Source organism: Rhodococcus ruitaii (genome assembly GCF_055230935.1).
This window is the reverse complement of record NZ_JBUYWC010000012.1, coordinates 1-12703: the sequence shown is the minus strand read 5'-3', so window position 1 is coordinate 12703 and position 12703 is coordinate 1. Positions and strand designations below refer to the sequence as shown.

The 12703-nt window shown below is 66.2% G+C and carries 11 protein-coding genes and 1 pseudogene; 11 read left to right on the top strand and 1 reads right to left on the bottom strand.

The window, feature by feature from the left end:
• Positions 1–8: 8 nt before the first annotated feature.
• The 4 genes from ACZI8W_RS16540 (at position 9) to ACZI8W_RS16525 (ending at position 3857) form a co-directional block, all read left to right on the top strand.
• A complete protein-coding gene (locus ACZI8W_RS16540; RefSeq protein ID WP_463369593.1) occupies positions 9–1574 on the top strand; it encodes a bifunctional uroporphyrinogen-III C-methyltransferase/uroporphyrinogen-III synthase in 1566 nt (521 codons plus the stop codon).
• A 78-nt stretch (positions 1575–1652) separates the two neighbouring features.
• Positions 1653–2630: a porphobilinogen synthase gene (gene hemB / locus ACZI8W_RS16535; RefSeq protein WP_463369592.1), complete on the top strand. Its 978-nt coding sequence runs from the start codon at positions 1653–1655 to the stop codon at positions 2628–2630.
• Positions 2627–3163: a hypothetical protein gene (locus ACZI8W_RS16530; RefSeq protein WP_463369591.1), complete on the top strand. Its 537-nt coding sequence runs from the start codon at positions 2627–2629 to the stop codon at positions 3161–3163. Before hemB ends, ACZI8W_RS16530 begins: the two co-directional genes overlap by 4 nt.
• A 238-nt stretch (positions 3164–3401) precedes the next feature.
• Positions 3402–3857, top strand: coding sequence for a hypothetical protein (locus tag ACZI8W_RS16525; protein WP_463369768.1), 456 nt, complete (start codon positions 3402–3404; stop codon positions 3855–3857).
• A gap of 15 nt (positions 3858–3872) precedes the next feature.
• On the opposite strand, the gene ACZI8W_RS16520 is transcribed toward ACZI8W_RS16525, so the two are convergent.
• The gene (locus ACZI8W_RS16520; RefSeq protein ID WP_463369590.1) at positions 3873–5801 is read right to left on the bottom strand and encodes an acyl-CoA dehydrogenase family protein; all 1929 of its coding nucleotides are present in this window, start codon (positions 5799–5801) and stop codon (positions 3873–3875) included.
• A gap of 148 nt (positions 5802–5949) precedes the next feature.
• Here ACZI8W_RS16520 and hemL point away from each other — a divergent pair, with 148 nt between their 5' ends.
• The 7 genes and pseudogenes from hemL to ACZI8W_RS16485 all read left to right on the top strand — a co-directional run.
• Positions 5950–7275 (top strand): glutamate-1-semialdehyde 2,1-aminomutase, encoded by a 1326-nt coding sequence (gene hemL, locus ACZI8W_RS16515; RefSeq protein WP_463369589.1) that lies wholly within the window; start codon positions 5950–5952, stop codon positions 7273–7275.
• A gap of 74 nt (positions 7276–7349) precedes the next feature.
• A complete protein-coding gene (locus tag ACZI8W_RS16510) occupies positions 7350–8000 on the top strand; it encodes a histidine phosphatase family protein (protein ID WP_463369588.1) in 651 nt (216 codons plus the stop codon).
• Positions 7997–8608, top strand: a complete 612-nt coding sequence (locus tag ACZI8W_RS16505) for a TlpA disulfide reductase family protein (protein ID WP_463369587.1) — start codon at positions 7997–7999, stop codon at positions 8606–8608. Before ACZI8W_RS16510 ends, ACZI8W_RS16505 begins: the two co-directional genes overlap by 4 nt.
• Positions 8605–9426 carry a cytochrome c biogenesis CcdA family protein gene (locus tag ACZI8W_RS16500; protein ID WP_463369586.1) on the top strand — a complete coding sequence of 274 codons (822 nt, stop codon included), beginning with the start codon at positions 8605–8607 and terminating at the stop codon, positions 9424–9426. The genes ACZI8W_RS16505 and ACZI8W_RS16500 overlap by 4 nt, the downstream gene beginning before the upstream one ends.
• The gene (gene resB, locus ACZI8W_RS16495; RefSeq protein ID WP_463369585.1) at positions 9423–11120 is read left to right on the top strand and encodes a cytochrome c biogenesis protein ResB; all 1698 of its coding nucleotides are present in this window, start codon (positions 9423–9425) and stop codon (positions 11118–11120) included. Before ACZI8W_RS16500 ends, resB begins: the two co-directional genes overlap by 4 nt.
• A complete protein-coding gene (gene ccsB / locus ACZI8W_RS16490; RefSeq protein ID WP_463369584.1) occupies positions 11117–12103 on the top strand; it encodes a c-type cytochrome biogenesis protein CcsB in 987 nt (328 codons plus the stop codon). The genes resB and ccsB overlap by 4 nt, the downstream gene beginning before the upstream one ends.
• 88 nt (positions 12104–12191) lie before the next feature.
• Positions 12192–12522, top strand: a pseudogene (locus ACZI8W_RS16485) (helix-turn-helix domain-containing protein); the annotation flags it as partial.
• Positions 12523–12703 lie beyond the last annotated feature (181 nt).

The following is a 12703-nucleotide window of genomic DNA, read 5'->3' as shown; positions in this document are numbered from 1 at the left end:
AACAACCGATGAGCCGAGTCCGTAAGAACACTCCCGGACGGATCCTGTTCGTGGGGTCGGGTCCAGGCGACCCGGCGTTGCTCACCGTCCGAGCACGCGACGTCCTGACGGGTGCCACGATCACCTTCACCGACCCTGACGTCGACCGCGATGTCGTCGCTTTGGTAGGTGCCGACGCCGGCATCGACCCGGCGACCGGCGAGCCGATCGCCGATGTACGGCCGGCGCTGGGCGAGCCCGCCGAGGTCGCCAAGACCTTGGTGGCAGAAGCGAAGAACGGCCACGACGTGGTGCGCCTCGTCGCAGGCGACCCGCTGACCACCGATTCCGTGATCGCCGAGGTGAACGCTGTGGCGCGCACTCAGGTGGTGTTCGAGGTGCTGCCCGGCCTGCCCGCGGGTTCCGCAGTCCCCAGCTACGCCGGCATGGCTCTCGGTTCGTCCCACACCGAGGCCGACGTCCGCGGCGAGGTCGACTGGGCGGCGCTTGCCGCCGCTCCGGGCCCGCTGGTACTGCACGCGACATCCGGGCATCTCGCTGAGACCGCGAGTGCGCTCGTCGAGCACGGTGTCGCTCCACAGACCCCCGCCGCCATCACGGTGCGAGGCACGACGCGTCAGCAGCGCACCGTCGAGGCCACCCTGGCGACCCTCAACGACGCCGGTTCCGAGTTCGTCGGACCGCTCGTCGTGACGGTCGGCAAGGTCGTGTCGCAGCGCAACAAGATGTCGTGGTGGGAATCGCGTGCCTTGTACGGCTGGACGGTGCTGGTTCCGCGAACGAAGGAACAGGCCGGTGAGATGAGCGATCGGCTCGTCTCGCACGGTGCGATCCCGATGGAGGTGCCGACGATCTCGGTGGAGCCTCCGCGCAGTCCCGCTCAGATGGAGAGGGCGGTCAAGGGCCTCGTCGACGGTCGGTACCAGTGGGTCGTGTTCACCTCGACCAACGCGGTGCGCGCCGTGTGGGAGAAGTTCGAGGAGTTCGGACTCGACGCCCGAGCATTCTCCGGCGTGAAGATCGCATGCGTAGGCCAGGCGACCGCCGAGAAGGTGCGCTCCTTCGGAATCACGCCCGAACTCGTCCCGACCGGCGAACAGTCGTCCGAAGGCCTGCTCGCCGAGTTCGCGCCGTACGACGACGTGTTCGACCCGGTCAACCGGGTGTTGTTGCCCCGCGCGGACATCGCGACCGAGACGCTCGCCGAAGGCTTGCGTGAGCGTGGCTGGGAGATCGACGATGTCACTGCCTACCGCACCGTCCGGGCCGCGCCGCCGGCGGCGGAGACCCGCGAGATGATCAAGACCGGCGGTTTCGACGCGGTGTGCTTCACTTCGTCGTCCACGGTCCGCAATCTCGTCGGTATCGCCGGAAAGCCGCACGCGCGCACCATCGTCGCGTGCATCGGTCCGAAGACCGCGGAGACCGCGATCGAATTCGGACTGCGGGTGGACGTACGACCCGAGACCGCCCAGGTCGGTCCGCTGGTCGAGGCCCTTGCCGAGCACGCCGCGCGACTGCGCGCGGAGGGTGCTCTGCCCCCGCCGCGGAAGAAGTCCCGCGCTCGCCGCTGACCCACTCGTGCGCGGTTCCGGTAGTAACCGCTACCAGAACCGCGCACGGCTCCCCGAACTGATGAGGGTCCTGACGACATGTTCCCTGGTATCCGTCCCCGCCGATTGCGTACGACCGCGGCGATGCGTCGACTAGTCGGGGAGACCTCGCTCGAGCCCCGGCATCTGGTGCTTCCGATGTTCGTCGCCGACGGCCGCACCGAGCCGTGGGAGATCCCGTCGATGCCCGGCGTGTACCAGCACACCGACAACTCGTTGCTCGCTGCAGCTGCAGCTGCTGTCGAGGTGGGTGTCGGGGGTCTCATGCTGTTCGGTGTGCCGCGACCCGAAGACAAGGACGCGCGTGGTTCAGGTGCAACGGACCCGGACGGGGTGCTCAACCGTTCGCTCGCTGCCCTGCGTAGCGAGCTCGGTGACTCGACGGTGATCATGGCCGATACGTGTCTCGACGAGTTCACCGACCACGGGCACTGCGGGGTACTCACGGCGTCGGGTGCGGTCGACAACGACGCGACCCTCGAGCGGTATGCGGAAATGGCTGTGGCGCAGGCAGAATCGGGCGCGCATGTGCTCGGGCCCAGCGGCATGATGGACGGGCAGGTGGCCTCGATCCGGGCGGCGCTCGACGCAGCCGGTCATGTCGACGTCTCGCAGCTCGCGTACACCGCGAAGTACTCGTCGGCGTTCTACGGGCCGTTCCGGGAAGCGGTCGGTTCGTCCCTCGAGGGCGATCGGCGTACCTATCAGCAGGATCCGGCGAATCGGCGTGAAGCGCTGTACGAACTCGATCTCGATCTCGCCGAGGGCGCCGACATGGTGATGGTCAAACCGGCCATGTCGTATCTGGACGTCCTGCGGGAGGTTGCGGATCGGTCGCCGGTTCCCGTTGCTGCATACCAGATTTCGGGTGAATACTCGATGATCTCGGCTGCGGCGGCGAACGGCTGGATCGATCGCGACGCGGCGATCGCCGAATCGTTGCTCGGAATCAGGCGCGCGGGTGCCGACATCGTGCTGACCTACTGGGCTGCGGAAGCGGCGGAGAAGCTGTCGTGAGTTTCCCGCTGCCCCCGCCCCCCGACCGATCCACCCCTACCGGCAGGTCTGCTCCGCCCGACATCACTACCGCCTACCAATTGTGGTGTGGAGTTCTGGTTCTCACCGTGGTCACCCTCCTGTTCGGAGCCTTCGACCTCTGGAGCGGCCGGTCCGACCTCGTCGACACGATGTCCGAGATGATGGCCGACACGGGGGCGCAAGAGTTCTCCCGTTCCGACCTCGACGCCGCGATCCCGCTGGTCGTGATCCTCACCGTGGTCTTCGGCCTGGTCATCGTGGGGTTGCTCTATCTCGCAGTCCGGCAGATGTGCAAGGGGAAGAACTGGGCGCGCATGGTCTTGACCATGATCGGTGTGTTCATGACCCTCTCGACCCTGCCGACCGTGTTCGGCATCGGTGTCGGCACCGGTGGCTCCGGACTCGCCCTCGGCGTGATCTCCATCGTTCAGGCTGTGCTGACAGTGGGTGCGATCGTGCTCATGCACCGGCGCGATTCCAACGCGTATTTTCTACGGCTGCCCGAGAACTGACTACTGCGGCCCGGGTTTGCGCGCCGCGCCCCACGGAGTACCGTGAGCTCACGATCATCGGTCCGAGGGCCGGCCCCGTCGAGCGTTAGGACGTCATGCAGGTGGAACCCCGGCCCTATGGTCGTCGTCGCGAACTTGTGCTGATCGGGCTGATTGCCGTGCTCGGTGTCGTGACGACACTGCTGGTCGTGATACCTGGAGTGCTCAGCGCTTGACCGGCCGGACCGAACCGGGGGGCGTGTCCGAGCTGCTGTTCCACGAGCCGGGCGCGAGGTGGCGCACGGTCGGGTTCGGGCCGGTGTTCTGCACGGTGGCTCTGATCGTCGAACTCGCGACAGGACCCGTCGTGCACTGGGTTGCGCTGCCGGTGCTCGCGATCCTCCTCGCGGGTTTCGCCTATCTCATGGTGGTCGCGGCGCGCCGCCACGTCAGTGTCGAACTCACCCGCACGGTGCTGCGTCAGGGTACGGAGGAGCTCGACGTCAGCGACATCGAGGCAGTGCTTCCGCCCGCGACGGATTCGTGGGACGAACCACAGCGGTGGGAGACCGCTCGCGTACTCGGAGAACTCGCCAACACTCCTCGTGGGCGTACTGCCATCGGGCTGAGACTGCGGGGAGGGACGTTCGTCCGCGCGTGGGCCAAGGATGCCGACCGGCTCCGTGGGAGTCTCGGCGAGCTGGTCGGCACCTGAAAGCCCTGAGCGCGTTCAGGAATCAGCGGCTCCCTCGCGGTCGAGCATCGCCGATCCGAGCAGCTGGTCGGGCACACCGAGACCCTCGACGAGAGTCATCACGTGCGGCCGCAACGTGCGGCAACGCTCGTTGATCCCGCGCAGCACCGCCTTGGAGCGCTCGACCGACAGGTGCCGGTGCTCCATGAACCACGCCTTGTCCTCGTCGATGATCGTCAGCGCGAACAGATCGCACAGGTCCGAGAGCAGATCGCACGCGGCCCCGTCCTTGCAGTCGTCGATGGCCGCGACGAATGCCTCCAGGACGACGCGGTCGATGTGTGCCCGCGCGGCGTGAAGCACGTGGTCCTGCACGAAGTTGAACGCGTCGAATGGATTGTCCTCGCGCTTGGTGGCTGCCTGCAGACGCCGCGCCGCGGTCGAGAGCAAGTACTGCTCTCGGTCTTCGAACATGGTCAGCTGCGTGCCCCGGTTGAAAAGACTGCCGTCCTCCTCGTTGTCCTGACGCGTGTCCAGGATGGTCTGGATGATCTGCTGCGCCGCGGTGCGCTTCTTCACGACGTCGGAGATCGTGTCTGCGGCGAACCTCATCCACTCCACCGGGCTCATCCCCCGGACCTCGTCGGCATACGCCGTGAGCAGTTCTTTCGCGACGAGCTGCGTGAGCACATGGTTGTCGCCCTCGAACGTGGTGAACACGTCGACGTCGGCGCGTAGTGCGGTCAACCGGTTCTCGGCCATGTAGCCGGCGCCGCCGCACGCCTCCCGCGATTCCTGGATGGCGCGGGCCGCGTGCCAGGTGTTGGCCACCTTGAGGCCGGCTGCGCGGCCTTCGAGCTCGCGCTGTTCTTGCGGGTCCACTTCGCTCACCGGTGCCGACTGGATGCGGTGCATCGTCGAGATCAGCTCGTTCTGCGCGAAGCCCAGCGCGTACGACTTCGCGATGTTCGGCAGTAGTCGCCGCTGGTGCACGAGGTAGTCCATCAGGAGTACCTCGTCGTCGCGGCCAGGGGCATCGAATTGGCGACGTAGCAGCGCGTACCGCGTCGCGATCGACAGCGCGACGCGGGCCGCGGCGCCTGCGGATCCACCGACGGTGACTCGTCCGCGGACGAGAGTGCCGACCATGGTGAAGAATCGGCGGCTCGAGCTCTCGATCTCGGAGACGTAGGTGCCGTCCGCCTCGACGTCCGCGTACCGGTTGAGCAGGTTCTCGCGCGGGATCCGAACATGGTCGAAGACGATCCGGCCGTTGTCGACGCCCGGCAGCCCGCCTTTGTGGCCGCAATCGGAAGTGGTGACACCGGGAAGGTCGTTGCCGTCGTCATCACGGAGGGGAACGACGAAACAGTGCACGCCGTACGACTCACCCCCCGTCACGAGCTGAGCGAACACCGCGGCGACCGTCGCGTGCTGCGCGGCGCCGCCGATGTAGTCCTTGCGTGCCGATGCCGTGGGGGAGTGGATGACGAACTCGTCCGCGGTGGGGTCGAACGTCGCGGTGGTCTCGAGGGCCTGCACATCGCTGCCGTGACCGGTCTCGGTCATGGCGAAACAGCCGAGCAGATCCAGGTTGATCAGGGGGGAGATGTACTTGTCGTGGTGACGCTTCGTGCCGAGATTCTCGATCGCCCCGCCGAACAATCCCCACTGCACACCGGCTTTGACCATCAAGGACAGGTCGGACATCGCCAGCATCTCGATCGACGCCACGGCGCCACCGGCATCGCCGGTGCCGCCGGAGTCGACCGAGAAACCCGTCTCCGCGTATCCGTGCTCGGCGAGCAACCGCATCTGTCCGAGGGCGATCTCGCGGGCCTGTTCGAGTCCGGGGGTGTAGTGCGGTGCGAAAATCGGATCGGCCATGTTCGTCCGAGCGCGGTCGCGTGCGCTGTGCCATGCACCGTCGAGGGCCTTGCTCAGATGTTCACCTGTAGTTGCCATGCCTGCGACCCTATGACCGCGGCGCCGTCCCGTGGGGACTTCACGACCGCTCGGCACATCCGGATCTCGCTGTGAGATCCGCCTCACAGCGCGTATCGCACACCGATCGGCTTTTGGCAAATCCGGGGAAACTGGGACACTGGACGTCGTGACTGCGACACCCGCTGCTTCTCCTGTCCACGACGCCGATTCGGCGGCACTGTTCACCCGGGCGTCGAAGGTGACCCCCGGCGGGGTCAATTCGCCGGTCCGCGCATTCGGATCGGTCGGCGGGACGCCACGGTTCATCGAGTCGGGATCCGGATACACGCTTACGGACGTCGACGGCAATTCCTACGTTGACCTGGTGTGTTCGTGGGGTCCGTTGATCCTCGGGCATGCGCATCCCGCGGTCGTCGAGGCCGTGCGCGCCACGGCATCGTCGGGGCTGTCCTTCGGCGCCCCGACCGCCGGAGAAGTCGGACTGGCCGAGGAGATCGTCGCCCGGATCGCTCCGGTCGAGCAGGTCCGCTTGGTCAATTCCGGTACCGAGGCCACCATGAGCGCAGTGCGCCTCGCACGCGGATTCACCGGGCGCACGAAGATCATCAAGTTCGCCGGGTGTTATCACGGTCACGTCGACGCCTTGCTCGCCGACGCCGGTTCCGGTCTCGCGACATTCGGGCTGCCCACCTCGCCCGGCGTGACCGGGGCGCAGGCCGAGGACACCCTCGTCGTGCCGTACAACGATCTCGACGCCGTGCGCGCTGCGTTCGACGCGCACCCCGGGGCGATTGCCGCGGTGATCACCGAAGCCGCCGCCGGAAACATGGGCACCGTCCCGCCGGCACCCGGATTCAACGAAGGCCTGCGCGCGTTGACCCGTGACCACGGTGCTCTGCTGATCATGGACGAGGTCATGACCGGGTTCCGCGCGAGCGCTACCGGCTGGTACGGCATCGACGGTGTCGCGGGCGACCTCATGACCTTCGGGAAGGTCATGAGCGGTGGTCTGCCCGCCGCCGCGTTCGGTGGTCGCGCCGACGTCATGGCGCATCTCGCTCCGTCCGGTGCGGTCTACCAGGCAGGGACATTGTCCGGGAATCCCGTCGCCGTCGCGGCCGGTCTCGCAAGCCTGCGGGCAGCCGATGCCGACGCGTACGCCGCGCTCGAGCGCAACGCTGCAACACTCGGCCGCCTGCTCGGCGACGCGCTGACCGCCGAGAGCGTTCCGAACAGGATTCAGAATGCCGGGACGATGCTCAGTGTGTTCTTCACCGAAGACCCCGTCACCAACTATGACGAGGCGAAGGCCGCCCAGACCTGGCGATTCCCCGCGTTCTTCCACGCCCTGCTCGAGCACGGCGTCTACGCACCCCCGAGTGCATTCGAGACATGGTTCGTCTCGTCGGTTCTGGATGACACCGCGTTCTCCCGGATCGCCGACGCACTCCCGCATGCGGCGAAGGCGGCCGCGGCCGCATCCGCGCCCTGACGTGCAGGAGTACTGCGCCCCGACCTCCGAGAGCCCCGACACCCATCCGCTTCATCGACCTGAGGAACACGAACGTGACCGAAGCCGCTCCGTCCGAGACTCGCACCATCGTGCACGTGCTGAGGCACGGCGAGGTGCACAACCCGTCCGGCATCCTCTACGGTCGCCTGCCCGGCTTCCGGCTGTCAGTTACCGGTGAAGCACAGGCGCGGGCCGTTGCAGCGTCCCTCGCCGACCACGACATCGCGCACGTCGTCGCCTCACCTCTCGAACGTGCCCAGCAGACCGCGTCGCCACTCGCGCAGAAGCACGGTCTCGAGATCCGCACCGACGAGAACCTCATCGAGGCGGGCAATGATTTCGAGGGGCTCAAGGTTGCTGTCGGAGACGGTGCACTCAGCCGTCCTCGTCACTGGTGGAAGCTGCGCGACCCGTTCACTCCGTCCTGGGGCGAGCCGTACCTGCAGATTGCGCATCGTATGCTGGCCGCGGTCAATTCTGCGCGTGTCGCGGCGGCTGGTCGCGAGGCCGTGTGCGTGAGCCACCAGCTGCCGGTGTGGACGCTGCGCCGATTCCTCGAAGGCGAACGCCTGTGGCACGACCCGCGTCACCGGCAGTGCAGCCTCGCTTCCCTCACTTCTCTCGTCTACGAGGGCGACACGCTCGTGGACGTGGTCTACTCCGAGCCGGCGGGCGCATCCGACCCGAACGTCCACGGCGCATGAGAAGGACACTTCACGCGATCGCAGGGTTGCTGTGCGGAGTCGTGCTCCTGTCCTCCTGCGCGACGGGCACCGACGCTGTCGCGACCGGTGGCACCTTCGACTTCGTCTCGCCCGGCGGCCAGACCCGCATCTTCTACGATCCGCCGGCGGACCGCGGCACCCTCGGCACGCTGACGGGTGAAGACCTCATGAACGAGGGCGAGACGATCTCCCTCGACGACTTCGCTGGGCAGGTCGTGGTTCTCAACGTGTGGGGCCAGTGGTGTGCACCGTGTCGGAGCGAAGCGGACGATCTCGAACAGGTCTACCAGGAGACCAAGGACCTCGGGGTCGAGTTCCTCGGCATCAACGTACGCGACAACCAGCGCGACAAGGCACAGGATTTCGTGACCGACCAGCAGATCGGCTTCCCGTCGATCTACGATCCGGCGATGCGATCGCTGCTCGCTCTGGGGCGCAACTACCCGACCTCCGTGGTGCCGACCACCATCGTCCTCGATCGTGAGCATCGGGTCGCGGCGGTCTACCTGACCGAACTCCTCGCGAGTGACCTGCAACCGGTGGTCGAGCGTATCGCGGCCGAGCCGGGGCAGGACCAGTCGAAATGACCGTGCTCGCATCCGGAATCGGTGAGACCTTCCAAAGCGTCGCGGCCTCCGGGCCGCTCATTCTGGCAATGGGCGTGTGTGTGCTCGCGGGATTGGTGTCGTTCGCCTCGCCGTGTGTCGTACCGCTCGTGCCCGGCTACCTGTCGTACCTCGCGGGTGTGGTCGGTGCCGAAGCTCCCGCGGTCACCGCAGCACAAGCCGGTACGCGCACCACAAAGGTGCGCGACGACGGCCGGCTGCGCGTCGCGGGAGCGGCGGGTCTGTTCGTCGCAGGCTTCACCGTCGTGTTCGTGCTGGCCACGGCGTCGGTGTTCGGCGCGATTTCCCTGCTGGCGGTCAACCGTGAACTGCTGATGCGGATCGGCGGTGTCGTCACCATCGTCATGGGTATGGTGTTCATCGGCCTGATTCCTGCACTACAGCGCGACACCCGCACCGCACCGAAGCAGATCTCGAGTCTGGCCGGAGCCCCGCTGCTCGGTGCGGTCTTCGCGCTCGGATGGACTCCGTGTCTCGGACCGACTCTCGCCGGAGTGATCTCACTCGCCGCCGGCACCGAAGGGGCCACCGCTGCCCGCGGTGTAACGCTCATCGTGGCCTACTGCATCGGACTCGGACTGCCGTTCGTCGTCCTCGCGTTCGGCTCGACCCGGGCGTTGCGAGGTGTCGGATGGTTGCGGACCCATGCCCGGACCATCCAGTTGTTCGGCGGCTTCATGCTGATCGCCGTCGGTATCGCCCTCGTCACCGGCGCATGGGACCTGTTCGTGTCCTGGGTGCGTGACTCATTCATCTCGGAAGTGACTTTGCCAATATGACGGCCACCGACACGCAGACCTCCGCACCTCGGCCGGGCGCCCCGAAGCAGAGCCCGGCCGGACGCGCCGCGGCGTTCGTACGTAACACCTGGCGCGGGCTGACCTCGATGCGTACAGCGTTGGTGCTGTTGTTCCTCCTGGCTCTCGCGGCGATACCCGGCGCCCTGCTGCCGCAGCGCAACCTCAACGTCGGAAAGGTCGACGAGTACATTGCCGCCCGCCCGACACTCGGGCCGTTCATGGACCGGCTCGAACTGTTCGACGTGTTCGGTAGCTTCTGGTTCACTGCGATCTACGCCCTGCTGTTCATTTCGCTCATCGGTTGCATCCTGCCGCGCTGCGGCGAGTACTATCGCGCGCTGCGCGCCCGACCGGTCGCGGCACCGCGCAACCTCTCCCGATTGCCGCACCATGTCGAGACCACCTTCGACGACGCACCCGACGCGATCATCGACCGGGTCAGCAGCGAACTGCGCGGATGGCGCGTCGAGCGTCGCGAGGGAACCACGAAGGGCCGGGACGGCGAGCTGACGCTCTCAGCGGAGAAGGGGTACCTGCGTGAGGCGGGAAACCTCGTCTTCCACATCTCGCTGGTCGCGTTGCTGGCCACCGTTGCCCTGGGCAAGCTCTTCGGCTACGAGGGGCAGCGCATCCTCGTCGCGAACGGTGAAGAATTCTGTACCACGTCGCCCGCCTCGTTCGACTCGTTCATTGCGGGTATCGAACTCGACGGCACGGGACTGACCCCGATCTGCGTGCGGGTGAACGACTTCACGGCCGACTATCTCGACAACGGTCAGGCCGAGATGTTCACCTCCAACATCGAATACCAGTATGGGGACGACGTTGCGGCGAACATCTGGAGCGATGCGCAGCTGAAGGTCAACCACCCGCTCCGGGTGGGTGGCGACCGCGTCTACCTGCAAGGCCACGGATACGCTCCGACCTTCACCGTCACCTGGCCGAACGGCGAGACACGCACCGAGACGATGCAGTGGGCGCCCGAGGACGCCACCTCGTTCCTGAGCAGCGGCGCGATGCGGTTCGATCCGCCCGGAGGGATGTTCCCCGACGCCGACGAACGACGACAGAACCAGATCGCGCTCGAAGGGCTCTTCGCGCCGACCGCGGCATTCCACGGCACGTTGCTGTCGTCGGCGTTCCCGGCGATGCTGGATCCCGCTGTCGCCATCGATATCTACAAGGGCGACTCCGGCCTCGATACGGGGAGTCCGCAGTCGCTGTTCTCGCTCAATACCGAACTGATCAACCAGGGGCGACTGGTCAAGCAGGAACGCGTCAATCTGAGGCCGGGGGAGAGTGTCACGCTGGCCGACGGCGCCGAGGTGCGGTTCGACGGTGCCGTGGACTTCGTCAACCTGCAGGTCTCGCACGACCCGTTCCAGTCGTGGGTGCTGGTGTCTGCAGTCGCGATGATGGCCGGTCTGCTGCTGTCCCTCCTGGTCAAACGTCGGAGGGTATGGGTACGTGCCTATCGGGCGGGTACAGTATCGGACGGTGAACGACGAACTGTAGTAGAACTCGGTGGGCTTGCCCGCACCGATCAGGCCGGGTGGGGCGACGAATTCGATCGGTTGGTCACGCGGCTTCTCGGGGAGAATCCGACGCTTCTCAGTGGGACTACAGCAGGCGATCGCGTGCCCGGCAACGAGGCACCGGAGGAGAAGGCATGACGTTGAACGACACCCTCGGGAAGTACAGCGACTGGAGCTTCGAAGCGGCATTCGCTGTGGTGGTGCTGGCCATGCTCCTGCTCGTCATCGAATACGCGACCTACCGCTCGAGGGTGGTCGCCGAGCGTGAACTCGCCGCCGTCGGTGGCGCCGGAGCACCGTCCGCCGGCGAATCGTCTGCAGACACTGTCCCCGGGCGCGTGGAGAACACCACAAGACGGACCCTTTCGGAGCGGTTCGGCAACATGGGACGCGCCCTCGTGGTGGTCGCCGCGGCGTTGATGATCGCCTCGATCGTGCTGCGGGGTCTGGCCACCGAACGATTCCCACTCGGGAACATGTACGAGTTCGTGGCGATGGCCTGTGCAGCCGCGATCATCTTCGGTCTGGTGATGCTGCGTAAACCCGCGTACCGCATTCTGTGGGTATATGTGCTGGCCCCGGTGGCCGTGCTGATGTTCGTGGCCGCGACCGTGCTCTACGCCGACGCCGCACCCGTGGTACCGGCCCTACGATCGTTCTGGCTGCCGATCCACGTGACGATCATCAGCGTGGGCAGCGGCATCTTCCTGCTGGCCGGCGCGGCCAGCGTATTGTTCCTGCTGCGGATTCGTCATCCCAGGGGCTCGGAGAAAGGCGTGTTCGGTGCCATCGCCGAGCGGCTGCCCGACGCCCAGGTGCTCGACCGCCTCGCGTATCGGTCCACGATCGTCGGCTTTCCACTGTTCGGCATCGGAATCATTCTCGGCGCCATCTGGGCAGAGGCCGCCTGGGGCCGGTTCTGGGGATGGGATCCCAAGGAAACCGTCTCGTTCATCACCTGGGTGATCTACGCCGCCTACCTCCACGCCCGCGCGACGTCGGGCTGGCGCAACACGCGTGCCGCATGGATCAACGTCGCAGGGTTCGTGGCGATGCTCTTCAACCTGTTCATTATCAATATGGTGGTGTCCGGCCTGCACTCGTACGCCGGTCTGAACTGATCGGCGACTTTTCGGCGCAAACCCGGTCGTTCACGGCCGGGATAGCCGATCCATTGGGGTGAGAGATTAGCTGTGTATCGTGTCACGTATGGCGTCGAAGGTGGTGAAGCGGGCATACAAGTACCGCTTCTATCCGACCGGTGAGCAGCGCGAACAGCTCGCCCGCACCTTCGGCTGTGTGCGGTACGTCTACAACCGGGCACTGGACGAACGTTCCCGCGCCTGGTCGCAGGAACAGCGCCGGGTCAACTACGCGCAGACCTCGAAGATGCTCACCGGCTGGAAGCGCGATCCCGACACCGTGTGGCTCGCCGAGCCGTCCAAGGGGCCACCGCAGGAAGCGTTGCGGCCAGTTGCAGGGCGCGTTCGACAGGTTCTGGCGTAAACAGGGCGGCTACCCGAAGTTCAAGAGGAAGGGGTCTTAACTGTTCCTCAAGGCATAGGTAGACATCAGCGTTTATCTGTGAATATATTAGAAGTATGAAACTGTCGGAGTGGGCGAAGCAGGCGGGAGTCCACTACCAGACAGCCTGGCAGTGGGCAAAGGACGGCAAAATGCCGGTTCCGGTTATGCAGACCCCCTCCGGAAGTTGGATTGTT

Bases quoted from the DNA above. Each gene is read 5' to 3' on its own strand.
- ACZI8W_RS16500 (WP_463369586.1), top strand. From the start codon at position 8,605: ATGACCGTGCTCGCATCCGGAATCGGTGAGACCTTCCAAAGCGTCGCG.
- resB (WP_463369585.1), top strand. From the start codon at position 9,423: ATGACGGCCACCGACACGCAGACCTCCGCACCTCGGCCGGGCGCCCCG.
- ccsB (WP_463369584.1), top strand. From the start codon at position 11,117: ATGACGTTGAACGACACCCTCGGGAAGTACAGCGACTGGAGCTTCGAA.
- ACZI8W_RS16505 (WP_463369587.1), top strand. From the start codon at position 7,997: ATGAGAAGGACACTTCACGCGATCGCAGGGTTGCTGTGCGGAGTCGTG.
- hemB (WP_463369592.1), top strand. From the start codon at position 1,653: ATGTTCCCTGGTATCCGTCCCCGCCGATTGCGTACGACCGCGGCGATG.
- ACZI8W_RS16520 (WP_463369590.1), bottom strand. From the start codon at position 5,801: ATGGCAACTACAGGTGAACATCTGAGCAAGGCCCTCGACGGTGCATGG.
- ACZI8W_RS16540 (WP_463369593.1), top strand. From the start codon at position 9: ATGAGCCGAGTCCGTAAGAACACTCCCGGACGGATCCTGTTCGTGGGG.